The 21471-nt window shown below is 61.3% G+C and carries 23 protein-coding genes; 21 read left to right on the forward strand and 2 right to left on the reverse strand.

The window, feature by feature from the left end; genetic code table 11:
* On the reverse strand, window positions 1-1523 hold a 1523-nt coding region (gene rne / locus BFP96_RS09260), incomplete at its 3' end, for a ribonuclease E (RefSeq protein ID WP_170875995.1).
* 758 nt (window positions 1524-2281) lie between these two features.
* On the opposite strand from rne, the gene rluC reads away from it, so the two are divergent.
* The 3 genes from rluC to BFP96_RS09275 are packed head-to-tail and all read left to right on the forward strand — an operon-like array spanning window position 2282 to window position 4895.
* Window positions 2282-3241, forward strand: coding sequence for a 23S rRNA pseudouridine(955/2504/2580) synthase RluC (rluC, locus tag BFP96_RS09265; RefSeq protein ID WP_065884788.1), 960 nt, complete (start codon window positions 2282-2284; stop codon window positions 3239-3241).
* Window positions 3228-3890, forward strand: coding sequence for an HAD-IA family hydrolase (locus BFP96_RS09270; protein WP_065936071.1), 663 nt, complete (start codon window positions 3228-3230; stop codon window positions 3888-3890). Before rluC ends, BFP96_RS09270 begins: the two co-directional genes overlap by 14 nt.
* A gap of 21 nt (window positions 3891-3911) precedes the next feature.
* Window positions 3912-4895 carry a S49 family peptidase gene (locus BFP96_RS09275; RefSeq protein WP_065892941.1) on the forward strand — a complete coding sequence of 328 codons (984 nt, stop codon included), beginning with the start codon at window positions 3912-3914 and terminating at the stop codon, window positions 4893-4895.
* 593 nt (window positions 4896-5488) lie between these two features.
* Here BFP96_RS09275 and BFP96_RS09280 read toward each other — a convergent pair.
* Window positions 5489-6067 (reverse strand): Maf family protein, encoded by a 579-nt coding sequence (locus tag BFP96_RS09280; RefSeq protein WP_065892940.1) that lies wholly within the window; start codon window positions 6065-6067, stop codon window positions 5489-5491.
* 105 nt (window positions 6068-6172) lie between these two features.
* Between BFP96_RS09280 and BFP96_RS09285 the strand changes: the two genes are divergently transcribed.
* The 18 genes from BFP96_RS09285 to BFP96_RS09370 all read left to right on the forward strand — a co-directional run bounded on the left by BFP96_RS09285 (window position 6173) and on the right by BFP96_RS09370 (window position 21447).
* The gene (locus BFP96_RS09285; RefSeq protein ID WP_057721115.1) at window positions 6173-6703 is read left to right on the forward strand and encodes a YceD family protein; all 531 of its coding nucleotides are present in this window, start codon (window positions 6173-6175) and stop codon (window positions 6701-6703) included.
* Window positions 6704-6716: 13 nt separating this feature from the next.
* On the forward strand, window positions 6717-6899 hold the full coding sequence (rpmF, locus tag BFP96_RS09290; protein WP_003179396.1) for a 50S ribosomal protein L32: 183 nt from the start codon (window positions 6717-6719) through the stop codon (window positions 6897-6899).
* A 4-nt stretch (window positions 6900-6903) separates the two neighbouring features.
* The gene (gene plsX / locus BFP96_RS09295) at window positions 6904-7914 is read left to right on the forward strand and encodes a phosphate acyltransferase PlsX (protein ID WP_083205639.1); all 1011 of its coding nucleotides are present in this window, start codon (window positions 6904-6906) and stop codon (window positions 7912-7914) included.
* A gap of 126 nt (window positions 7915-8040) precedes the next feature.
* Window positions 8041-8979: an ACP S-malonyltransferase gene (gene fabD, locus BFP96_RS09300; RefSeq protein WP_065936072.1), complete on the forward strand. Its 939-nt coding sequence runs from the start codon at window positions 8041-8043 to the stop codon at window positions 8977-8979.
* Window positions 8980-9003: 24 nt separating this feature from the next.
* Window positions 9004-9747 carry a 3-oxoacyl-ACP reductase FabG gene (fabG, locus tag BFP96_RS09305; RefSeq protein WP_057721118.1) on the forward strand — a complete coding sequence of 248 codons (744 nt, stop codon included), beginning with the start codon at window positions 9004-9006 and terminating at the stop codon, window positions 9745-9747.
* Between the two features lie 191 nt (window positions 9748-9938).
* Window positions 9939-10175 carry an acyl carrier protein gene (acpP, locus tag BFP96_RS09310; protein WP_003175607.1) on the forward strand — a complete coding sequence of 79 codons (237 nt, stop codon included), beginning with the start codon at window positions 9939-9941 and terminating at the stop codon, window positions 10173-10175.
* 128 nt (window positions 10176-10303) lie between these two features.
* Window positions 10304-11548 (forward strand): beta-ketoacyl-ACP synthase II, encoded by a 1245-nt coding sequence (gene fabF / locus BFP96_RS09315; protein ID WP_057721119.1) that lies wholly within the window; start codon window positions 10304-10306, stop codon window positions 11546-11548.
* Window positions 11548-12363, forward strand: coding sequence for an aminodeoxychorismate lyase (gene pabC / locus BFP96_RS09320; protein ID WP_065892937.1), 816 nt, complete (start codon window positions 11548-11550; stop codon window positions 12361-12363). The genes fabF and pabC overlap by 1 nt, the downstream gene beginning before the upstream one ends.
* A complete protein-coding gene (mltG, locus tag BFP96_RS09325) occupies window positions 12364-13485 on the forward strand; it encodes an endolytic transglycosylase MltG (protein WP_065936073.1) in 1122 nt (373 codons plus the stop codon).
* A gap of 19 nt (window positions 13486-13504) precedes the next feature.
* Window positions 13505-14137 carry a dTMP kinase gene (gene tmk / locus BFP96_RS09330; RefSeq protein WP_065936074.1) on the forward strand — a complete coding sequence of 211 codons (633 nt, stop codon included), beginning with the start codon at window positions 13505-13507 and terminating at the stop codon, window positions 14135-14137.
* Window positions 14130-15119, forward strand: a complete 990-nt coding sequence (locus tag BFP96_RS09335; RefSeq protein WP_065936075.1) for a DNA polymerase III subunit delta' — start codon at window positions 14130-14132, stop codon at window positions 15117-15119. The genes tmk and BFP96_RS09335 overlap by 8 nt, the downstream gene beginning before the upstream one ends.
* A 56-nt stretch (window positions 15120-15175) precedes the next feature.
* Window positions 15176-15979: a TatD family hydrolase gene (locus BFP96_RS09340; protein WP_065936076.1), complete on the forward strand. Its 804-nt coding sequence runs from the start codon at window positions 15176-15178 to the stop codon at window positions 15977-15979.
* Between the two features lie 534 nt (window positions 15980-16513).
* Entirely contained in the window at window positions 16514-17167 is a 654-nt protein-coding gene (locus BFP96_RS09345) for a TetR/AcrR family transcriptional regulator (protein ID WP_065883737.1), read from the forward strand.
* Between the two features lie 116 nt (window positions 17168-17283).
* On the forward strand, window positions 17284-18252 hold the full coding sequence (locus tag BFP96_RS09350) for a GTP 3',8-cyclase MoaA (protein WP_065883735.1): 969 nt from the start codon (window positions 17284-17286) through the stop codon (window positions 18250-18252).
* A 218-nt stretch (window positions 18253-18470) separates the two neighbouring features.
* A complete protein-coding gene (locus tag BFP96_RS09355; RefSeq protein WP_065936077.1) occupies window positions 18471-19076 on the forward strand; it encodes a DUF4823 domain-containing protein in 606 nt (201 codons plus the stop codon).
* 16 nt (window positions 19077-19092) lie between these two features.
* On the forward strand, window positions 19093-19653 hold the full coding sequence (locus BFP96_RS09360; RefSeq protein ID WP_065936078.1) for a DUF1285 domain-containing protein: 561 nt from the start codon (window positions 19093-19095) through the stop codon (window positions 19651-19653).
* 70 nt (window positions 19654-19723) lie between these two features.
* On the forward strand, window positions 19724-20437 hold the full coding sequence (locus tag BFP96_RS09365) for a GntR family transcriptional regulator (protein ID WP_065892931.1): 714 nt from the start codon (window positions 19724-19726) through the stop codon (window positions 20435-20437).
* Complete coding sequence (locus BFP96_RS09370; protein ID WP_065892930.1) at window positions 20434-21447, forward strand: ADP-ribosylglycohydrolase family protein; 1014 nt, start codon at window positions 20434-20436, stop codon at window positions 21445-21447. Before BFP96_RS09365 ends, BFP96_RS09370 begins: the two co-directional genes overlap by 4 nt.
* Window positions 21448-21471: the final 24 nt, after the last annotated feature.

The following is a 21471-nucleotide window of genomic DNA, read 5'->3' on the forward strand; positions in this document are numbered from 1 at the left end:
ACTTCGGCGGCAGCGGCGGCGATTTCGTAGCTGGACTGGCCGCTGTGGGCTTCCGGGCTGTCATCGCGCAGGCGCTGGACTTCGAAGTGCGGCGTCTCGAGGTGATCGTTCGGCAGGATGACGATACGGGCACGGGTGCGCAGTTCGATCTTGGTGATCGAGTTACGTTTTTCGTTGAGCAGGAACGCGGCGACCGGAATCGGCACTTGTGCGCGGACTTCGGCGGTGCGGTCTTTCAGGGCTTCTTCTTCGATCAGGCGCAGGATCGCCAGGGACAGCGATTCAACGTCACGGATGATACCGGTGCCGTTGCAGCGCGGGCAGACGATGCCGCTGCTCTCGCCCAGGGATGGACGCAGGCGCTGACGGGACATTTCCAACAGGCCGAAGCGCGAGATACGGCCCACTTGTACGCGGGCGCGGTCCGCTTCCAGGCATTCGCGGACTTTCTCTTCCACGGCGCGCTGGTTCTTGGCCGGGGTCATGTCGATGAAGTCGATCACGATCAGGCCGCCGATGTCACGCAGGCGCAGCTGGCGGGCGATTTCTTCAGCCGCTTCCAGGTTGGTCTGCAGGGCGGTTTCTTCGATGTCGCTACCCTTCGTGGCGCGCGCCGAGTTGATGTCGATGGACACCAGGGCTTCGGTCGGGTCGATTACGATGGAGCCGCCGGAAGGCAGTTCGACCACGCGCTGGAAGGCGGTCTCGATCTGGCTTTCGATCTGGAAACGGTTGAACAGCGGCACGCTGTCTTCGTACAGCTTGATCTTGCTGGCGTACTGCGGCATGACCTGGCGGATGAAGGTCAGTGCTTCGTCCTGGGCTTCAACGCTGTCGATCAGCACTTCGCCGATGTCCTGGCGCAGGTAATCGCGGATGGCGCGGATGATCACGTTGCTTTCCTGGTAGATCAGGAACGGCGCGGAACGATCCAGCGAAGCTTCTTTGATGGCGGTCCACAGTTGCAGCAGGTAGTCGAGGTCCCACTGCATTTCTTCGCTGCTGCGGCCCAGGCCTGCAGTGCGCACGATCAGGCCCATGTCGGCCGGTGCGATCAGGCCGTTCAGCGCTTCACGCAGTTCGTTGCGCTCTTCGCCTTCGATGCGACGGGAGATACCGCCGGCACGCGGGTTGTTCGGCATCAGTACCAGGTAACGGCCGGCCAGGCTGATGAAGGTGGTCAGGGCGGCGCCCTTGTTGCCACGTTCTTCTTTTTCGACCTGGACAATGACTTCCTGGCCTTCGCTCAGGACGTCCTTGATGTTCACGCGGCCTTCGGGGGCTTTCTTGAAGTATTCGCGGGAGATTTCCTTGAGGGGCAGGAAGCCGTGGCGCTCGGAGCCGAAATCGACAAAGGCAGCCTCAAGGCTTGGTTCGATGCGAGTAATACGGCCTTTATAGATGTTGGCCTTCTTTTGCTCGCGTGCACCGGACTCGATGTCCAGGTCGTAGAGGCGTTGGCCATCTACCAGTGCAACACGCAACTCTTCGGGTTGAGTTGCGTTAATCAGCATTCTTTTCATGTTGTACCGTCGGTTTCCGGGCTGCCGGAAACGGCGTTCGGCACACACGACTTCTCACGGTCGGTGTCAGGTGCGTCAAGAGTGGTTGGCCACTCCAGTGTCCAGCAAAACCTGCCAATTGGGCGGGTATCGCGACGGACGCGTCCTGCTTGTTAGCGGTGGTGACAAAGGCACCACTTCAACAAAAGCTAAGGTCAGGAGGAGGAATCAACCGGCGACTGTGGACGAGATGAAGCGTCTAAATATAAGCCTAGTGCTACACGGTCCGACGGTTGTGCATCTCCACCCTACACGTATCCCTGATAATTCGGGTGCTGCCGCGCGCAGAATCCGCAGCGGGTTGGCATTTACCGTGTTCTCCAAAGGGGAGTCCACGCTCATGGCTAAACAAGACTAGGTGTGGGCGATTGCGCTCTCACTCAGCTCTTAACAGGCGTTGTTTCCGAAGCATTCGCCATGGTCTGGCTCGGGACTGACTGCACTTTGTGAACTGGCCGTAAATATCGGCGCAGGACGCGAGTATTCACTCTGCGTACCGCACTCGCTTCAGGCCTCATGTCACCTGCGCTTGTTACAATCTCAAGCCTTCCAGGGTGGCGAACGCCCCGTAGGACGGCCTCGCGTCCTGATGAATTGCGATGGTCAGGGCCGGCAGTTTGCCGCAAGTCCTCTGTCCAGGCCGCTTTTGGCGGCGTTCGCGACTATAGCAGCAATGATTAAGTGCTTCAATTCCATAAAAAATTGTTATCATCGCCGGCATGACGACTACCGCCCCCCAGACCCCCAGCGTCCAGCTGCTCGAGGTCTCGCCGGAATATGCCGGCCAACGCATCGATAATTTTCTCCTGGCCAGGCTCAAAGGCGTGCCCAAGACCTTGATCTACCGCATCTTGCGCAAAGGCGAAGTGCGGGTGAACAAGGGTCGGATCAAGCCCGAGTACAAGCTGCAGGCGGGCGATATCGTCCGTGTGCCGCCGGTTCGCGTGCCTGAGCGCGACGAGCCCGTGCCACTGGCCCAAGGCCTGCTGCAGCGCCTCGAAGCGTCGATCGTGTTCGAAGATAACAAACTCATCGTGATCAACAAACCCTGCGGCATTGCCGTTCACGGCGGCAGCGGCCTGACGTTCGGCGTGATCGAGGCCTTTCGGCAGTTGCGCCCGGATGCCAAGGAGCTGGAGTTGGTCCATCGCCTGGACCGCGACACCTCCGGCCTGTTGATGATCGCCAAGAAACGCAGCATGTTGCGCCACCTGCACACCGCCCTGCGCGGCGACGGCGTTGACAAGCGCTACATGGCCCTGGTGCGCGGCAACTGGGCCAGCTCGATCAAGAGCGTGCGGGCGCCATTGCAGAAGAGCAACCTGCGTTCCGGTGAACGCATGGTGGAAGTGGACGAGGAGGGCAAAGAGGCCCTGACCCTGTTCAAGGTGCTGCGCCGCTTCGGCGACTTCGCCACCCTGGTCGAGGCCAAGCCGGTGACCGGGCGTACCCACCAGATTCGCGTGCACACCCTGCATGCCGGTCACTGCATTGCCGGCGACACCAAATACGGCGACGAGGATTTCTCCAGGGAGATCCGCGATCTGGGCGGCAAGCGCCTGTTCCTGCATGCCTACATGCTGACCGTGCCGCTGCCCGACGGTGGCGAGCTGAAGTTGCAGGCGCCGGTCGATGACATGTGGGCCAAGACTGTGGAGCGCCTGAGTGTCGCACCGTGATTACAAGCTGCTGATTTTCGACTGGGACGGCACCCTGGCCAATTCCATTGGCCGCATCGTCGAGTCGATGCACATGGCGTCGACCCGCTCGGGCTTTGAGTTGTGCAGCGACCTGGCAGTCAAGGGCATTATCGGCCTGGGCTTGCCTGAGGCGATTCGTACGCTGTATCCGCACATATCCGACACTGAGCTGGTCGCTTTCCGCGAGCACTACGCCGATCACTACATTGCGCTGGAGGCTGAGCCTTCGCCGCTGTTTGAGGGTGTGGTGCAATCGCTGCAAGCGTTTCGTGCCGAGGGTTATCACCTGGCCGTCGCCACGGGCAAGGCGCGTCGCGGGCTGGATCGGGTGCTCAAGGCGCACGGCTGGGAAGACTATTTCGATATCACCCGTGCGGCGGATGAAACTGCCAGTAAGCCTCACCCTCTGATGCTGGAGCAGATCATGGCGCATTGCCGTGTATCGCCGCGCGAGGCGTTGATGGTGGGGGATGCCTCCTTCGACCTGATGATGGCGCGCAATGCTGGCATGGACAGCGTGGCGGTCAGCTACGGCGCCCAGTCTGCGGAGGCCCTGCAGTCATACGAGCCCAGGGTCACGATCGATCATTTTTCTCAATTGCAGGCCTGGCTCAGCCGGGCTCGATAAGTCTTTGCTGGGGTTGATGGCATGAGTGACGAGTGGAAAGCGCCGGAAAAAGCGCAAAACGCTGATGACAAAAGCTGGAAGCTGCTGGAGAAAACCCTCCTGGCCAGCGTCCAGGAGCAACGCCGCGCGCGCCGCTGGGGGATTTTCTTCAAGCTGCTGACCTTCACTTACCTGTTGCTCATACTGGCGCTGTTCAGCCCGTTGATGGACATGGAAAAGAGCGCCACCCGTGGCAGTCAGTACACCGCCTTGATCGAGGTGCGCGGGGTGATCGCCGACAAGGAGCCCGCCAGCGCCGACAATATTGTCAGCAGCCTGCGCGCGGCGTTCGAAGACCCCAAGGTCAAGGGCGTGATCCTGCGTATCAATAGCCCCGGCGGCAGTCCTGTGCAGTCGGGCTATGTGTATGACGAGATTCGTCGCCTGCGCGCGCTGCATCCGGACACCAAGCTGTATGCGGTGATCTCCGACTTGGGGGCTTCGGGCGCTTATTACATCGCCAGTGCCGCCGACCAGATTTACGCTGACAAGGCCAGCCTGGTAGGTTCCATTGGGGTGACGGCAGCCGGTTACGGGTTTGTCGGCACCATGGAGAAGCTGGGCGTGGAGCGTCGCACCTACACCTCGGGCGAGCACAAGGCGTTCCTCGACCCGTTCCAGCCGCAGAAGGCGGATGAGACCCAGTTCTGGCAGGGCGTGCTCGACACTACCCATCGCCAGTTCATCGCCAGCGTCAAGCAAGGGCGTGGCGATCGGCTCAAGGACAAGGAGCATCCGGAGCTGTTCTCCGGGCTGGTGTGGTCGGGCGAGCAGGCGCTGCCGCTGGGCTTGATCGACGGCCTGGGCAGCGCCAGTTCGGTGGCGCGGGATGTGGTTGGCGAGAAGGAGTTGGTGGATTTCACGGTTGAGGAATCGCCGTTTGACCGCTTCTCCAAGAAGCTTGGTGCCAGCGTGGCCGAGAAGCTGGCCCTGTACATGGGCTTCCAGGGCCCGACATTGCGCTGATCTCAAGCCAGCAGTCGATCAAAATGTGGGAGGGGGCTTGCCCCCGATGCCGGTGTGTCAGCAATAGATAAGTTGGCTGATCCACCGCTATCGGGGGCAAGCCCCCTCCCACATTGGGTCGATGTGTATTTAAGGGATTTGTACGCCTTCGGTCAGCAGCGGTGGATTTCACGGTTGAGGAATCGCCGTTTGATCGTATCTAGGCTTCCAGGGCCCGAGCTTGCGCTGATATCTCAAGCCAGCAGTAGACCAAAATGTGGGAGGGGGCTTGCCCCCGATGACGGTGTATCAGCTATAGATAAACTGGCTGATCCACCGCTATCGGGGGCAAGCCCCCTCCCACATTGGGTCGATGTGTATTTAAGGGATTTGTACGCCTTCGGTCAGCAGCGGTGGATTTCACGGTTGAGGAATCGCCGTTTGATCGTATCTAGGCTTCCAGGGCGCGAGCCTGCGCTGATATCTCAAGCCAGCAGTCGATCAAAATGTGGGAGGGGGCTTTCCCCTGATGACGGTGTATCAGCTATAGATAAACTGGCTGATCCACCGCTATCGGGGGGGCAAGCGCCCTCCCACATTGGGTCGATGTGTACTTAAGGAATTTGTACGCCTTCGGTCAGCAGCATATCCACCAGTCGAATCAGTGGCAGGCCAACAAGGCTGGTGGCATCCGGGCCGTCAGTGCTCTGGAACAGGCTCACACCCAGCCCTTCGGCCTTGAAGCTGCCCGCACAGTCATAGGGTTGCTCGATCCGCAGGTAGCGCTCGATGCGCTCCGCGTCCAGTTCACGCATCTGCACGGTAAACGGTACGCAGTCGACCTGGCAGTGCCCCGTCTCGCTGTTGAGCAGTGCCAGGCCTGTAAGAAAGCTCACACGCTTGCCGCTGGCCGCCAACAATTGCTCGCGGGCATTTTCAAAGGTGTGGGGCTTGCCGATGATCCGGCCTTCCAGTGCCGCTACCTGATCAGAGCCAATGATCAAATGCCCGGGATGGCTGGCGGCGAGGGCGCGCGCTTTCTGTTCGGCCAGGCGCTTGACCAGCTCGAGGGCTGACTCACCCGGGCGATGGCTTTCATCGATATCCGGCGAGCTGCAGGTGAACGGCAAGTGCAGGCGGCTCAGCAATTCCCGGCGATAAACCGAGCTGGACGCGAGTAATAAAGGCAGCATATACGTCTCCTCAAGACAGCCGCAGATTCTAGCGGCGTGACCGGCTGACGCACAGGGCTGAATTTCCTTTGACATGGCCGGGTGCATCCCTATAATGCTGCGCCTATGTTGAATGACCCGATTCCACCTCACGTTGACCCGCGCAAATTGGCTGATCGTGGCACTTCCCTTCAAGGTGAATTGCCGCTGGCCGATTTGGAGAGACTCTGCGACTCGCTTTCCGACACTGTCGGTGCGGTCCAGGCCAAATTCGTTTTTGAACGAGATGAACGTAAATCTGTGGTAATTCACAGCCTTATCGACACCGAAGTCAAAATGGTTTGCCAGCGTTGTCTTGAGCTGGTCACCCTGCCGATCCACAGCGAATGCAGTTATGCCGTGGTGAAGGAGGGTGCGAATACCCAGTCGTTGCCGAAAGGTTATGACGTGCTGGAACTGGGCGAAGATCCTTTGGATCTGCATGCACTGATCGAGGAGGAGCTTTTGCTCGCCTTGCCCATTGTGCCTGCTCATCATCCGGAAGAATGCCAGCAGCCGGCGGGCCTCGATGACGAGCCCGAACCGAGCGAGGACGAGGTAACGCGGTCCAACCCGTTCAGTGTATTGGCGCAGTTAAAGCGTGACCCAAACGTTTAGGAGTTAATCAATTATGGCTGTTCAGCAGAACAAAAAATCCCGCTCCGCCCGTGACATGCGCCGTTCGCACGACGCTCTCGAGGCTAGCACCCTGTCCGTGGAAAAGACCACCGGTGAAGTTCACCTGCGTCACCACGTATCGCCAGAAGGCGTATACCGTGGCCGTAAAGTGATCGACAAGGGCGCTGACGAGTAATCACTTGTCTGCTCAAGTCATCGCGATTGACGCAATGGGCGGGGACTTCGGTCCCCGCAGCATTGTTCAGGCCTGCATTGCCAGCCTGTCTGCTACGCCCTCGCTGCACCTGACCCTTGTCGGTCAACCTACCCTTATTGAAGAACTGATTGCCGGCCATCCGGCGGTGGATCGCGCGCGCCTGACGGTTACGCCGGCCAGCGAAACCATCACCATGGACGAAAAACCGGCAGCGGCCCTGCGCGGCAAGCCCGACTCGTCCATGCGCGTGGCCCTGGAGCTGCTGCGCGACGGCAAGGTGCACGCCTGTGTCAGCGCCGGCAATACTGGCGCGCTGATGGCCCTGTCGCGGCATGTGCTCAAGACCCTGCCGGGCATTGATCGGCCGGCGATGGTGGCGGCGATTCCGACGCAGAAAGGTTATTGCCAGTTGCTGGACCTGGGGGCGAATGTCGATTGCAGTGCCGAGCATCTGTTGCAGTTCGCCGTGATGGGGTCGGTGGCCGCCGAAGCGCTGGGCGTGGTCCGGCCAAGGGTGGCCCTGCTCAATATCGGCACCGAGGACATCAAGGGCAACCAGCAGGTCAAGTTGGCCGCCACCTTGCTGCAGGGCGCGCGGGGTTTGAACTACGTAGGTTTTGTCGAAGGTGACGGTTTGTACCGTGGCGAAGCCGACGTGGTGGTGTGTGACGGCTTTGTCGGCAACATTCTGCTCAAGTCCAGTGAGGGCTTGGCAACCATGATTGCCACGCGTATCGAAGCCTTGTTCAAGCAGAACCTGGCAGCGCGCATGGTCGGCGCCCTGGCGCTGCCGTTGATGCGTCGTCTGCAGGCCGACCTGGCGCCGGCGCGGCATAATGGCGCGAGTTTCCTGGGGTTGCAGGGCGTTGTGGTGAAAAGCCATGGCTCGGCAGGTGTCGAGGGCTTTCAGAGCGCGATTGCGCGGGCCGTGATCGAGATTCAGGACAACCTGCCGCAACGCTTGCGCGGGCGTCTGGAGGGCTTGTTGCCTTAGGCGAATCGGCCCGGGAGTGCTTAAATGTGACCGGCCAGTTCAATTGACCATCCAATCTGTCAGTTTCGCGCGCTCCCACCGTCGGCGTGCGCATTTTTGACGACCAGATCATTAGGGGCTTGTTACATGTCTACATCCCTCGCATTCGTCTTTCCAGGGCAAGGTTCGCAGTCCCTCGGCATGTTGGCCGAGCTGGGCGCGCAATACCCGCTGGTCCTGGACACTTTCAAGGAAGCTTCCGACGCCCTGGGTTATGACCTGTGGGCGCTGACCCAGCAGGGGCCGGAAGAGCAACTCAATCAAACCGACAAGACCCAGCCGGCCATTCTGACCGCTTCGATCGCCCTGTGGCGCGTGTGGCTGGCCGAAGGTGGCGCACGCCCTGCATTCGTCGCCGGTCACAGCCTGGGCGAATACAGCGCCCTGGTCGCGGCGGGCAGCCTGACCCTCGGTGAAGCGGTCAAGCTGGTCGAGCGTCGTGGCCAGTTGATGCAGGAGGCCGTTCCGGCCGGGCAGGGCGGCATGGCCGCGATCCTGGGCCTGGACGATGCCGTGGTGATCGAAGCCTGCGCCGAAGCGGCGCAGGGCGAAGTGGTCAGCGCGGTGAATTTCAACTCCCCTGGCCAAGTGGTCATCGCGGGTGCCAAGGCAGCGGTCGAGCGCGCCATCGAAGGCTGCAAGGCCCGTGGTGCCAAGCGTGCGCTGCCGTTGCCGGTCAGCGTGCCGTCACACTGCGAGCTGATGCGCCCGGCGGCCGAGCGTTTTGCCGAGTCCATCTCCGCCATCAACTGGCAGGCGCCGCAGATCCCGCTGGTGCAGAACGTCAGCGCGGCGATCGCCCCGGACCTGGAGACCCTCAAGCGCGACCTGCTGGAGCAACTCTACAAGCCGGTTCGCTGGGTTGAATCGGTGCAGACCCTGGCCGCCAAGGGCGCCACCGAACTGGTCGAGTGCGGCCCGGGCAAAGTCCTGGCCGGCCTGAACAAGCGCTGCGCCGACGGCGTATCGACTGCCAATCTCAATACCCCGGATGCCTTCGCTGCCGCTCGTGCGGCGCTGGCCTGATCCCCGAACTTAGGAGAAGCCTGCATGAGTCTGCAAGGTAAAGTTGCACTGGTTACCGGCGCAAGCCGTGGCATCGGCCAGGCCATCGCCCTGGAACTGGGTCGTCAGGGCGCCGTCGTGATCGGCACCGCCACGTCCGCCTCGGGTGCCGAGCGTATCGCCGCAACCCTGAAGGAAAACGGCGTGCAGGGCACCGGCCTCGAGCTGAATGTGACCAGTGACGAATCCGTGGCGGCCGTGCTGGCCGCGATCACCGCGCAGTTCGGTGCGCCGGCGATTCTGGTGAACAATGCCGGTATCACCCGCGATAACCTGATGATGCGCATGAAAGACGACGAATGGTACGACGTGGTCGATACCAACCTGAACAGTCTGTTCCGCCTGTCCAAGGGTGTTTTGCGCGGCATGACCAAGGCGCGCTGGGGCCGAATTATCAATATTGGCTCCGTAGTGGGTGCCATGGGCAACGCCGGCCAAGTAAACTACGCTGCGGCCAAGGCCGGTCTGGAAGGTTTCAGCCGTGCACTGGCGCGTGAAGTCGGCTCGCGGTCGATTACGGTAAACTCGGTGGCCCCAGGGTTCATCGACACCGATATGACCCGCGAACTGCCCGAAGCACAGCGTGAAGCCTTGCTGACGCAGATTCCGCTGGGCCGTCTGGGCCAGGCCCAAGAGATCGCGAATGTGGTCACTTTCCTGGCATCCGACGGTGCGGCATACGTGACCGGGGCTACAATTCCGGTGAACGGCGGGATGTACATGAGTTAAATTGTGACGGATCGCTTCAAAAATATGTCATACGAGCTGTCTAAAATCCGTTATAAAGCTGCAACTTAATTTATAGGCAGGTGGTCGAGCGGGTACAGGGTGAAGCTTTCGGTTGAAAAACCGAAATGGCTTTCTATACACTTACCCACTGGCCAGCTGCCTGAATTTGTCCATTAGGAGTTAAACAAGGTATGAGCACCATCGAAGAGCGCGTCAAGAAAATCGTCGCCGAGCAACTGGGCGTTAAGGAAGAAGAAGTGGTCAACACTGCTTCCTTCGTAGAAGACCTGGGTGCCGATTCCCTTGACACCGTTGAGCTGGTGATGGCTCTGGAAGAGGAATTCGAGACCGAAATCCCGGACGAAGAAGCTGAAAAAATCACTACTGTTCAAGCTGCCATCGACTACGTTACTAGCCATCAGGCGTAATAGTTTGTAGTCGTCGCCTGCTGTCAGGGAAAAACCGCACTGCTGTAACGGCGTGCGGTTTTTTCTTTCAGCGGTGACGAAAAGTACGCTGCGAAGCAAAGTGTCGTCATTAGAAAAAGGAGAGTGCTGTGTCGCGTAGACGCGTCGTAGTCACCGGTATGGGTATGTTGTCGCCACTGGGCACGGATGTGCCAAGCAGTTGGCAGGGCATTCTGGCTGGCCACAGTGGTATCGGTCTGATCGAACACACGGACCTTTCTGCCTATTCCACCCGTTTTGGCGGCTCGGTAAAGGGTTTCAATGTCGAGCAATACCTTTCGCTCAAGGAATCGCGCAAGCTTGACCTGTTCATTCAATACGGCCTGGCAGCCGGTTTTCAGGCAGTGCGTAACGCCGGCCTGGAAGTCACCGACGCCAACCGTGAGCGCATCGGCGTGGCCATGGGTTCGGGGATTGGGGGGCTGACCAATATCGAAGAAACCAGCCGCACGCTGCACGATTCCGGTCCCCGTCGAATTTCACCGTTCTTCGTGCCGGGCTCGATCATCAATATGATTTCCGGTTTCCTGTCCATCCATTTGGGGGCACAGGGGCCTAACTACGCCATCGCAACGGCGTGCACCACGGGCACTCACTGCATCGGCATGGCGGCACGTAACATCGCTTACGATGAAGCTGACGTGATGATTGCCGGTGGCGCCGAGATGGCTGCCTGCGGCCTGGGCATGGGCGGCTTCGGCGCGTCCCGTGCGCTGTCGACCCGCAACGATGAGCCGACCCGTGCCAGCCGTCCGTGGGACAAGGGCCGTGACGGTTTCGTGCTGTCCGACGGTGCCGGTGCCCTGGTACTGGAAGAGTTGGAGCATGCCAAGGCGCGCGGTGCCACCATCTATGCCGAGCTGATCGGGTTTGGCATGAGCGGTGACGCCTACCACATGACCTCGCCACCGTCCGACGGTGCCGGTGCTGCGCGCTGCATCACCAATGCCCTGCGCGATGCGAAGGTCAATGCCGACCAGGTGCAGTACATCAATGCCCATGGCACGTCGACGCCGACCGGCGACCTGGCGGAAGCCGAAGCCATCAAGTCGGTGTTCGGCGAGCACGCCTACAAGCTGGCGGTCAGCTCCACCAAATCCATGACCGGCCACCTGTTGGGCGCGGCGGGTGCGGTCGAGGCGATCTTCAGTGTGATGGCCATCAAGGATCAGGTCGCTCCACCGACCATCAACCTCGATGAGCCGGACGAAGGCTGCGACCTCAACTTTGTGCCTCACGAAGCGCAACCGATGCCGATCGACGTGGTGATCTCCAACTCGTTCGGGTTTGGTGGCACCAACGGCTCGCTGGTGTTCCGCCGGTTCGCCGAGTGATGCACAGCTGGGTCGACGGTCAGCCAGCGGACAGCGTGCCCCTGAAAGATCGCGGCCTGGCGTATGGCGATGGTGTATTTGAAACCATCGCGGTCAAGGCCGGGCAGCCGGTGCTGCTTGACCGTCACCTGCAGCGCCTCGATGAGGGCTGCAGGCGCCTCGCGTTGGGGGTGGATCATGCACGGGTGCGCAGCGAAGTGCTGGCCTATGCCGCAGCCCTGGGCGATGGCGTGCTCAAGTTGATCCTGACCCGTGGCGACAGCCAGCGCGGTTACGGCATCGATCCCGATGCTGCGGTACGCCGTATCTTGCAGGGCGGTCCGCCCGCCATCTATCCCGAAGCCCATGGCACCGACGGCATCCGTCTGTTTGCGTGCGCCACCCGCTTGGCCGAACAACCGCTGCTGGCCGGGCTCAAACACCTGAACCGCCTTGAGCAGGTCATCGCCCGCGCCGAATGGCGGGATGCCGAGCATGCCGAAGGCTTGATGCTGGATAGGTCCGGGCGGGTTATCGAAGGCGTGTTCAGCAACCTGTTTGTGGTGCGCAACGGCGTGTTACGTACCGCTGATCTGACGCGTTGCGGCGTTGCCGGGGTGATGCGCGCCGAGATCCTCGACCAGGCGCAAGCCCTGGGCGTCCCGGTGGCCGTGGCCGACATCAGTCTGGAGCAGTTGCAACAGGCCGACGAAGTCTTCGTGTGCAACAGCGTTTATGGCATCTGGCCGGTACGCGAGTGCGCTGGGATGAGCTGGTCGGTTGGGCCGCTCACCCGTAAACTGCAGGGCATTGTTCGCGCACTATTGGATATTTGAGTGATACGAAAACTGGTTGTACTGCTGCTGATCGGTCTGTTCTCGGCGGTTTTGCTGTTGGGCTTTTGCGCCTGGAAATACAACGCTGCCTTGAAGCAGCCGTTGCACCTGACCCAGGAGCAGTTGCTCGATGTACCGGCAGGGGCCACGCCCACCGGCACCTTCAATCGTCTGGAAGCCGATGGCGTGCTCGACGGTGCCTTCTGGCTGCGTCTTTACTGGCGCTTTAACCTTGAGAACCAGCCGCTGCACAGCGGCGAATACCGCATGACCCCGGGCCTCACCGCCGAAGGCCTGATCGGCCTTTGGCAGCGTGGGGAAGTGGTGCAATACAGCCTGACCCTGGTGGAGGGGTGGAACTTTCGCCAGGTGCGCTCGGCCCTGGCCAAGCACGAAAAGATCGTGCAGACCCTCACCGGCCTCAGTGACAGCGAAGTGATGGACAAGCTCGGCCATTCCGGCGTATTCCCTGAAGGGCGGTTCTTTCCCGACACCTACCGTTTCGTGCGGGGCATGACCGATGTCGAATTCCTGAAGAAAGCCTACAACCGTCTGGACGATGTGCTCGCCCAGGAGTGGAGCAGGCGCGCCGCTGATGCGCCTTACACCGAGCCTTATCAAGCGCTGATCATGGCCTCGCTGGTGGAGAAGGAGACCGGTGTGCCCGAAGAACGTGGGCAGATTGCCGGTGTGTTCGTGCGTCGCCTGAAGCTGGGCATGATGTTGCAGACCGACCCCACGGTGATCTATGGCCTGGGCGAGCGCTACAACGGCAAATTGACCCGCGCCCATCTCAAGGAGGCCAATCCTTACAACACCTATATGATCGCCGGCCTGCCGCCGACACCCATCGCCATGGTGGGTCGCGAGGCGATCCATGCCGCCCTGAATCCGGTGCCGGGCAGCAGCCTGTATTTCGTCGCCCGTGGCGATGGCAGCCATATTTTCTCGGATGACCTGGATGCGCATAATGCCGCCGTGCGTGAGTTTCAACTCAAGCGCCGCGCCGATTACCGTTCCAGCCCGGCACCGCAGGTCAAGCCGCTGGAAGACACGGTGCCACCGGTTGATGTACCGGTAGAGCCCGCACCGGACACCAGCGCCCCGCAAAGCCCGCAATGACTCTGACTAAGGACTGCCTGTGACTGGCTTGTTTATAACCCTCGAAGGCCCGGAAGGCGCCGGCAAAAGCACCAACCGCGATTACCTGGCCGAGCGCCTGCGCGCTGCGGGCGTCGAAGTGGTGCTGACCCGTGAGCCTGGCGGTACGCCGCTGGCCGAGCGCATCCGTGAAGTATTGCTGGCCCCGGGTGACGAGCCGATGAATACGGACACCGAGCTGCTGCTGGTGTTCGCCGCCCGTGCCCAGCATCTGGCCGAGGTGATCCGACCGGCCCTGGCCCGCGGCGCCGTGGTGATCTGCGACCGTTTTACCGACTCCACCTACGCCTACCAGGGCGGCGGTCGTGGGTTGTGCCTGCAGCGTATCGCTGCCCTGGAAGCCTTCGTGCAGGGGGACTTGCGCCCCGACCTGACCCTGCTGTTCGACCTGCCGGTGGAAGTGGGCATGGCCCGCGCCAGCGCGCGCGGTCGTCTGGATCGTTTCGAGCTGGAAGGCCAGGCATTTTTCGACGCCGTGCGCACCGCGTTCCTCGAGCGTGCCAGGGCGGAGCCTACGCGTTACTACCTGCTTGACGCCGCCCAGCCGCTGGCTCAGGTGCAGCAAGCCCTTGATGCGCTGTTACCGACCCTGCTGGAGCGCGCTCGTGGCTGAAGCCTACCCGTGGCAGGACGGTCTCTGGCAGCAGTTGGCCGGCCGAGCCCAACACGCCCACGCCTATTTGCTGCACGGTCCGACCGGTATCGGCAAGCGTGCCCTGGCCGAGCGCTTGATGGCGAGCCTGTTGTGCCAGCGCCCCGTTGACCTGCAAGCCTGCGGCGAATGCAAATCCTGCCTGCTGCTGAAGGCCGGCAGCCACCCCGATAACTATGTGCTGGAACCTGAGGAAGCGGACAAGGCGATCAAGGTCGACCAGGTGCGCGACCTCGTCAGCTTCGTGGTGCAAACCGCGCAGATGGGCGGGCGCAAGGTGGTGCTGATCGAGCCGGTAGAGGCGATGAACATCAACGCCGCCAACGCGTTGCTCAAGAGTCTGGAAGAACCGTCCGGCGACACCGTGCTGTTGCTGGTGAGTCATCAATCCAGCCGCTTGCTGCCGACCATCCGCAGCCGTTGCGTGCAGCAGGCATGCCCTTTGCCGAGCGAGGCCATGAGCCTGCAATGGCTGGCGCAGGCGCTGCCCGATTGCGCCGAGCAGGAACGGATCGAATTGCTGACCCTGGCCGCGGGCTCGCCGCTTGCGGCGGTGAAGCTGCACGCCCAGGGCGTGCGCGAGCAACGGGCACTGGTCGTAGACGGTGTGAAGAAACTGATCAAGCAGGAACTGTCCGCCACGCAATTGGCCGAAAGCGCGTGGAAGGACATTCCCCTGCTGCTGCTGTTCGACTGGTTCTGCGACTGGTCGAGCCTGATCCTGCGCTACCAGTTGACCCAGGACGAAAACGGCCTGGGTTTGCCGGACATGCGCAAGGTGGTGCAATACCTTGCGCAGAAAAGTGCCCAGGACAAGGTGCTGAGCATTCAGGACTGGATTCTCGCCCAGCGTCAGAAAGTGCTCGGCAAGGCCAACCTCAACCGCGTGCTGTTGCTTGAAGCACTGCTGGTCCAATGGGTCGGCTTGCTCGGCCGGCGTTAATTTCCTTGGCCGACGGGTGTATCGTCGGCCAGACACTACTCAAGTTGTAATTGCCCATGCTCGTAGACTCCCATTGCCATCTCGACCGTCTTGATCTCGCCCAGCACAACGGCTCCCTGGACGCCGCCCTCGACGCTGCGCGCCAGCGCGGGGTAGGGCACTTCCTGTGCATCGGCGTCAGTGCCGAAAATGCCGCCGACGTCAAAGCCCTGGCTGATCGCTACGCCGATGTGGATTGCTCGGTGGGTATCCACCCGCTGGACCTCAAGCCCGGCGAAGCACCGGCCCTGGACTGGCTGCTCGGCGAACTCGATCACCCGCGCGTCGTCGCCATTGGCGAGACCGGCCTGGATTACCACTACGAACCCGAAGCCGCCGACCTGCAGCAGGCCTCATTCCGCCTGCACCTGCACGCTGCGCAACACACCGGCAAACCGGTGATCGTCCACACCCGTGGGGCTCGCGCCGATACCCTGACGCTCTTGCGCGAAGCCGCGCTGCCCCAGGCCGGTGTGCTGCATTGCTTTACCGAAGACTGGGCGATGGCCAAGGCGGCCCTGGACCTGGGGTTCTATATTTCCCTGTCGGGCATCGTTACCTTCCGCAATGCCGACGCGTTGCGTGATGTGGCGCGCCAGGTGCCTGCCGACCGGCTGCTGGTGGAAACCGATTCGCCGTACCTGGCGCCGATCCCCCATCGCGGCAAGCCGAACCTGCCGGAATATGTGCGTGACGTGGCGGATTATCTGGCGATGCTGCGCGGCGAGTCCTACGAGCGCTTCGCCGAGCAGACGACCGAGAACTTCAAGCGTCTGTTTCCATTGGCCCATGTGGCCGGCGCTGCTACTTCTGCGACGTAGCGCGCTTGCTCGCGAAAAACGTCAACGATAACGCGTGCAACCTGGATAAACGCGGTGTCTATGAGTTCTTCGCGAGCAAGCTCGCTTCTGCAGGAGAAAATCGCAGGCAAAAAAAACCCGGGTTCTGGGGGGTGAATCCGGGTTAAGACCATTAGGAGTAAAACAAGGGTACGCAGTCCGTCGGTACCCAGGTCGACGCTTCACTTGGGGGAGATGTCGCGACGACACTTGAAGTATTGATCACTCTGGGATTCAGTCCAGTCTCGATGGGTCGATTTTTAAACGGATTTGGAATACGCGCGCTTCGCTTGAGTTCTCATTGAGCGGATGCGCAGGTGGGAATAGCGCGTCTTGTTTCTGACTGATATCGGGCAAATCGTTGGCGGACTGAAAGTAAAGTGCATAACGGGGTCACATAGGCGTTGCCCAACGACCGTTCAGTCGGGATAATCCCTCGCATCGGGTAAATCGTATCGCCACGTATCCGTGGCCTGCGCAACCCTTCCTATTCCGACCTTTGCAGACCTCTTCCTCATGCATAAAGAACCCCGTAAGGTCCGTGAGTTTCGCCGCCGTGAGCAGGAAATTCTCGACACCGCACTCAAATTGTTCCTCGAACAAGGCGAAGACAGCGTCACCGTCGAGATGATCGCGGATGCCGTGGGTATCGGCAAAGGCACGATCTACAAGCACTTCAAGTCCAAGGCCGAGATTTACCTGCGCCTGATGCTCGACTACGAGCGTGACTTGAACGAGCTGCTGCATTCAGCCGATGTCGACAAGGACAAAGAGGCCTTGTCCCGGGCCTATTTCGAGTTCCGCATGCGCGATCCGCAGCGCTACCGTCTGTTTGACCGCCTGGAAGAAAAGGTCGTCAAGGGTCACCAAGTACCGGAAATGGTCGAGGAACTGCACAAGATCCGCGCCTCGAACTTTGAACGCCTGACCTTGCTGATCAAGGGCCGTATCAGTGAAGGCAAGCTTGAAGACGTGCCTCCCTACTTTCACTACTGCGCCGCCTGGGCCCTGGTGCATGGCGCCGTGGCGCTGTACCACTCGCCGTTCTGGAGCAATGTGCTGGAAGACCAGGAAGGTTTCTTCCAGTTCCTGATGGATATTGGCGTGCGCATGGGCAACAAGCGCAAGCACAGTACCGAGCCGCCGGCCGTGGAGTCGCCCTCCACCTGATGATTTACTGCCATGCGCAGGACCCCGGGAATATACTCAGGCAAGGCCCCTTGCTAAAAGCTGATTTATCAGTCAGCTTTTAGCGCGCCCCGATTCATCCTCTGCCGGAGTGGTACATGATCGTCGATCGTCAAGGCAGGCGATTTCGCAATTTGCGGATCAGCCTGACCTCAGCCTGCAATTATGCCTGTACCTATTGCGTGCCCAACGGCAAGCGGCTGGTGGCTGCCCAGGACGAACTCTCGGCCCAGGCCATGGCGCGGGGCGTGGCGTACCTGATCGAAGCGGCCGGCATCGATCGCCTGCGGATTACCGGGGGTGAGCCGTTGGTCAGTCCCAAGCTGGAAGCCTTCATGGGCGCCGTGGGGCAGATGGGGCTCAGCGATATCAGCCTGACCACCAACGGCCAGTTGCTGGCGCGCAAGCTGCCGCTGCTGGTGGACGCCGGTATCCGGCGCATCAACGTGTCCCTCGACACCCTGGATGCCGACGCCTTTCGCAGCATCGCCCGTGGTGGCGACCTGGCCACTGTGCTCGACGGCATGGACCAGGCCCGCGCGGCTGGAATCAAGATCAAGGTCAATATGGTGCCCTTACGCGGCCAGAACCTGGACCAGGTGCTGCCGTTGCTCGATTACTGCCTGGAGCGAGGCTACGAGCTGCGCTTTATCGAATTGATGCGCATGGGCCACCTGGCCAAAGACTCCAACGCCTTCCTGCAGCAATTCGTCAGCCTGCAACAGTTGCTCAGCCTGATCGGCGAACAGCATGAATACCTGCAAGCCAATGCGCCCGTCGACGCCACGGCCGTGCGCTATGAAGTGCCGGGCAAGGGCTTCTTTGGCGTGATCGCCAATGAGAGCGTGCCGTTCTGCCGCACCTGTTCGCGGTTGCGGCTGTCGTCCACGGGGTGGTTGCATGGTTGCCTGTCTTCGAGCAATCGTCACTACGTCGGCGACCTGCTGGACAAACCGCGCCATCAGGCACTGCCGGCGCTGCAAGGGCTGCTGATGAAGGCCTTGGGCGACAAGCAGGAAGTGGCCTTCTCGGGCGGCGCGACGGTGATGAAGATCATTGGCGGCTAACTTGTGGATGCGGCCTGTAGGAGCGAGCTTGCTCGCGAAAAACGTCAACGATAACGCGTGCCTTCTGAATGAGCGCGGTGCCTGTGGGTTTTTCGCGAGCAAGCTTGCTCCTGCAGGGCATCAGGGCAAGCCCCCTCCCACATTTAAATCAAGCTGGCGCAGATTCTGCATCTCACGCCCATTCGCCGGTTTTCCGTCACCGGCTTCTGGAGGATAGGATGCGTAGTCTGGTTTTGTTGCTGGCGTCGTTGGCACTCAGTGGTTGCATGACCGTCAGCGATATGGCCGAAGGCACCCGCTATCAGATGAGCGACGCCGGCTTGCTCGACCACAGTGATACGCGCCGCACCGCTTCAATTCGTGTGCAGCCGGACTCCTTCATCTTTATCGCCCAGGGCGCTTTTGTGCCGCCCGGCAGCGCGTATCCGCGCCCCAACGTGGTGGCCGAGGAAGCGTTCAACGGCTTCGTCGAATATTTCCCCATGGTGCGTCGCGCCCGTCAGCCCGAAGGACTCGAACAGGCCATGGCCGAAGCGCGCGGGGTGGGCGCTCATTACTTGCTGTACTGCCGTTTTGCGGCAGCCGACGACCGTATCGGCAACGCCGACGAATGGACTGACCAGCAAGCCCTGGACCGCCTTGGCCTGGACAGCGGCGTGATCCAGATCATGTTGATCGAGACCAGCACCCAGTATTTGATTGATACTGCACGCATTCGCAGTCGTGGCGGTTTACTGACGTTCCACGACAACACGCCACAAGATCTGATTGCCCGGCCGCTGGCCCAGTACGCCCGAGGCTTGCTCGGCATGAGCAATCAGTAAGCCTGAGGAGACCTCCATGACCGATACCGCCAAGGCCAATGATCTGTTGGCGCAACTGCCCAAGGGTAAAGGGCCGGCGCCGGTGCATCTGTGGAGCCCGGATTTCTGCGGCAATATCAACATGCGCATCGCCCGTGACGGCACCTGGTTCTATCAGGGCACGCCTATCGGGCGCAAACCCATGGTCAAGTTGTTCTCCAACATCATTCGCCGCGATGGCGATGATTATTTTCTGGTCACTCCGGTGGAAAAGGTCGGCATCACTGTCGATGACGCGCCATTCGTTGCCGTCACCCTTGAGGTGCAAGGGCAGGGCGAGCGCCAGGTGCTGCGGTTTACCACCAACGTCGACGAACAGATCGAGGCCGGCCCCGAGCACCCGTTGCGGGTGGTGATCGATCCGCTTACCGAGGAACCGGCGCCTTATCTGCGGGTGCGCAGCAATCTTGAAGCCCTGGTGCACCGCAACGCGTTTTACCAATTGGTGGAGTTGGCGGTAAGCCGTCCGATCAACGGTCAGAACTGGCTTGGGGTGTGGAGCAGCGGGGAGTTTTTCCCGATTGGCCTGGAGCCCTGACGTCGGTTTTTTCATTGCCCTGACATAATTCGCTTGCTGGAGACGGCGCCTTTCGGTTATCAATTTGTACATGATTAGACATGTTCGATTCGATAAGAAAAAACGCGTCGTCGACGAGCTCATCCGCCGTATCGAGGGTGGGGTGATGGCCGACGGTTTCCTGTTGCCGGGTGAACACCAATTGGCCGAGGAGTTTGCGGTCAGTCGTGGCACCCTGCGCGAGGCGCTGGCCGAGCTCAAGCGGCGCAATTACATTGCCACCCAAAGCGGTGTCGGCTCCATCGTCACCTTTGACGGCATGGGGCTCGACCAGCGCCACGGGTGGGCCCAGGCCCTGGCGGACACCGGCGCGCAGGTGAGCACCGAGGTGCTGCGCTTCGAAGCGGTGACACGCCCGGACTTGTCCAGCCGTTTGGGCAGCGAGCAGTTCATTGCCCTCGATCGCCTGCGCCGCACCGCCGACGGAACAGCGGTGTCGCTGGAACGCTCGCTGATGCCCGCCACCGGCGATCTGGAAAGCCTGCCCCGCATCGGCCTGATCGACCATTCCCTGACCATCACCCTGGCGGCCTACGGCTATGTGGGCGCCACGGGCGACCAATGGATCGGCGCCGAGGCCCTGGGCGATGAAGACGCTCAGTTACTCGGCCGTCCGGCCGGCACAGTATTCCTCAAGGCCTCGCGCACCACCTATGACCGTCGCGAGCGTTTCATGGAGCATGTCGAAAGCTTGCTCGATCCCGTGCATTTTCGTTTGCACCTGCAATTTGGGGCGTCCAAATGACTGCTGAAATCCGCGCGCTCGGCGCTTTTTATGGCCTGGCCCTGGGCGATGCGCTGGGCATGCCCACCCAATCCCTGAGTCGTGAGCAGGTCCGCCAGCGCTTCGGCGCCATCACCGCCCTGGAAGATGCCGGCCCCGATCAACCGATCGCGCCGAACATGCCCGCCGGTTCGATCACCGATGACACCGAACAGGCGATCCTGGTCGGTGAGTTGTTGGTCGAAGGCCGCGGCACGATCGAACCCGGCGTTCTCGCCCAACGCCTGATCGACTGGGAGGCGAGCATGCGCGCCAAGGGTTCCCAGGACCTGCTCGGGCCGTCCACCAAGCGTGCGATCGACATGATCCTCGCCGGGCACACGCCCGCAGAGTCCGGGCGCTACGGCACTACCAATGGCGCGGCCATGCGCATCACGCCGGTGGGCATCGCCGCCGATGTCAGTGACCCGGCGCAGTTTATCCGGGCGGTGATCCAGGCCTGCCAGGTCACCCACAACACCAGCCTGGGCATTGCCAGCGCGGCGGCGGTCGCGGCGGTGGTCTCGGCCGGTATCAATGGCGTCGACCTGGGCGAAGCGCTGAACATCGGCACCCAGGTGGCGCAACAGGCCGAACACCATGGCCACTGGGTTGCCGGCGGACGCATGTCGACCCGCATCAGTTGGGCACGCACCCTGAGCGTCGGCAGCGGCGACACTGCGCTGTTCACCGACTTGCTCTATGAATTGATTGGTACCTCCGTCGCCTCCCAGGAGTCGGTGGTGGTGTCGTTCGCCCTCGCGCAGCAAGTGGCGTCGGGCGACATGAACGCGTTCGAAGCGCTGTGCCTGGCCGCGAGCCTGGGCGGCGACACCGACACCATCGCCGCGATCCTCGGCGCCATGCTTGGCGCGTGTCTGGGGATGCAGTGCTGGCCCGGGCCGTTGATCGAGCAGGTCAAGCAGGTCAACAGCCTGGATGTGCAAGTGCTGGTTCAAGACCTGCTCGCCTTGCGCCAGGCATCACGTTGATCCGCCATTGAAGCGTTGCCACAA

This window comes from Pseudomonas sp. 34 E 7 (assembly GCF_900005715.1).
Taxonomy (GTDB): domain Bacteria; phylum Pseudomonadota; class Gammaproteobacteria; order Pseudomonadales; family Pseudomonadaceae; genus Aquipseudomonas; species Aquipseudomonas orientalis_A.

Coding starts and splice junctions, on each gene's coding strand:
- BFP96_RS09370 (WP_065892930.1), top strand. CDS start 20,434: ATGACTGCTGAAATCCGCGCGCTCGGCGCTTTTTATGGCCTGGCCCTG.
- BFP96_RS09355 (WP_065936077.1), top strand. CDS start 18,471: ATGCGTAGTCTGGTTTTGTTGCTGGCGTCGTTGGCACTCAGTGGTTGC.
- BFP96_RS09350 (WP_065883735.1), top strand. CDS start 17,284: ATGATCGTCGATCGTCAAGGCAGGCGATTTCGCAATTTGCGGATCAGC.
- BFP96_RS09285 (WP_057721115.1), top strand. CDS start 6,173: ATGTTGAATGACCCGATTCCACCTCACGTTGACCCGCGCAAATTGGCT.
- BFP96_RS09280 (WP_065892940.1), bottom strand. CDS start 6,067: ATGCTGCCTTTATTACTCGCGTCCAGCTCGGTTTATCGCCGGGAATTG.
- BFP96_RS09340 (WP_065936076.1), top strand. CDS start 15,176: ATGCTCGTAGACTCCCATTGCCATCTCGACCGTCTTGATCTCGCCCAG.
- rpmF (WP_003179396.1), top strand. CDS start 6,717: ATGGCTGTTCAGCAGAACAAAAAATCCCGCTCCGCCCGTGACATGCGC.
- fabG (WP_057721118.1), top strand. CDS start 9,004: ATGAGTCTGCAAGGTAAAGTTGCACTGGTTACCGGCGCAAGCCGTGGC.
- BFP96_RS09360 (WP_065936078.1), top strand. CDS start 19,093: ATGACCGATACCGCCAAGGCCAATGATCTGTTGGCGCAACTGCCCAAG.
- rluC (WP_065884788.1), top strand. CDS start 2,282: ATGACGACTACCGCCCCCCAGACCCCCAGCGTCCAGCTGCTCGAGGTC.
- fabD (WP_065936072.1), top strand. CDS start 8,041: ATGTCTACATCCCTCGCATTCGTCTTTCCAGGGCAAGGTTCGCAGTCC.
- acpP (WP_003175607.1), top strand. CDS start 9,939: ATGAGCACCATCGAAGAGCGCGTCAAGAAAATCGTCGCCGAGCAACTG.
- BFP96_RS09345 (WP_065883737.1), top strand. CDS start 16,514: ATGCATAAAGAACCCCGTAAGGTCCGTGAGTTTCGCCGCCGTGAGCAG.
- BFP96_RS09365 (WP_065892931.1), top strand. CDS start 19,724: ATGATTAGACATGTTCGATTCGATAAGAAAAAACGCGTCGTCGACGAG.
- BFP96_RS09275 (WP_065892941.1), top strand. CDS start 3,912: ATGAGTGACGAGTGGAAAGCGCCGGAAAAAGCGCAAAACGCTGATGAC.
- pabC (WP_065892937.1), top strand. CDS start 11,548: ATGCACAGCTGGGTCGACGGTCAGCCAGCGGACAGCGTGCCCCTGAAA.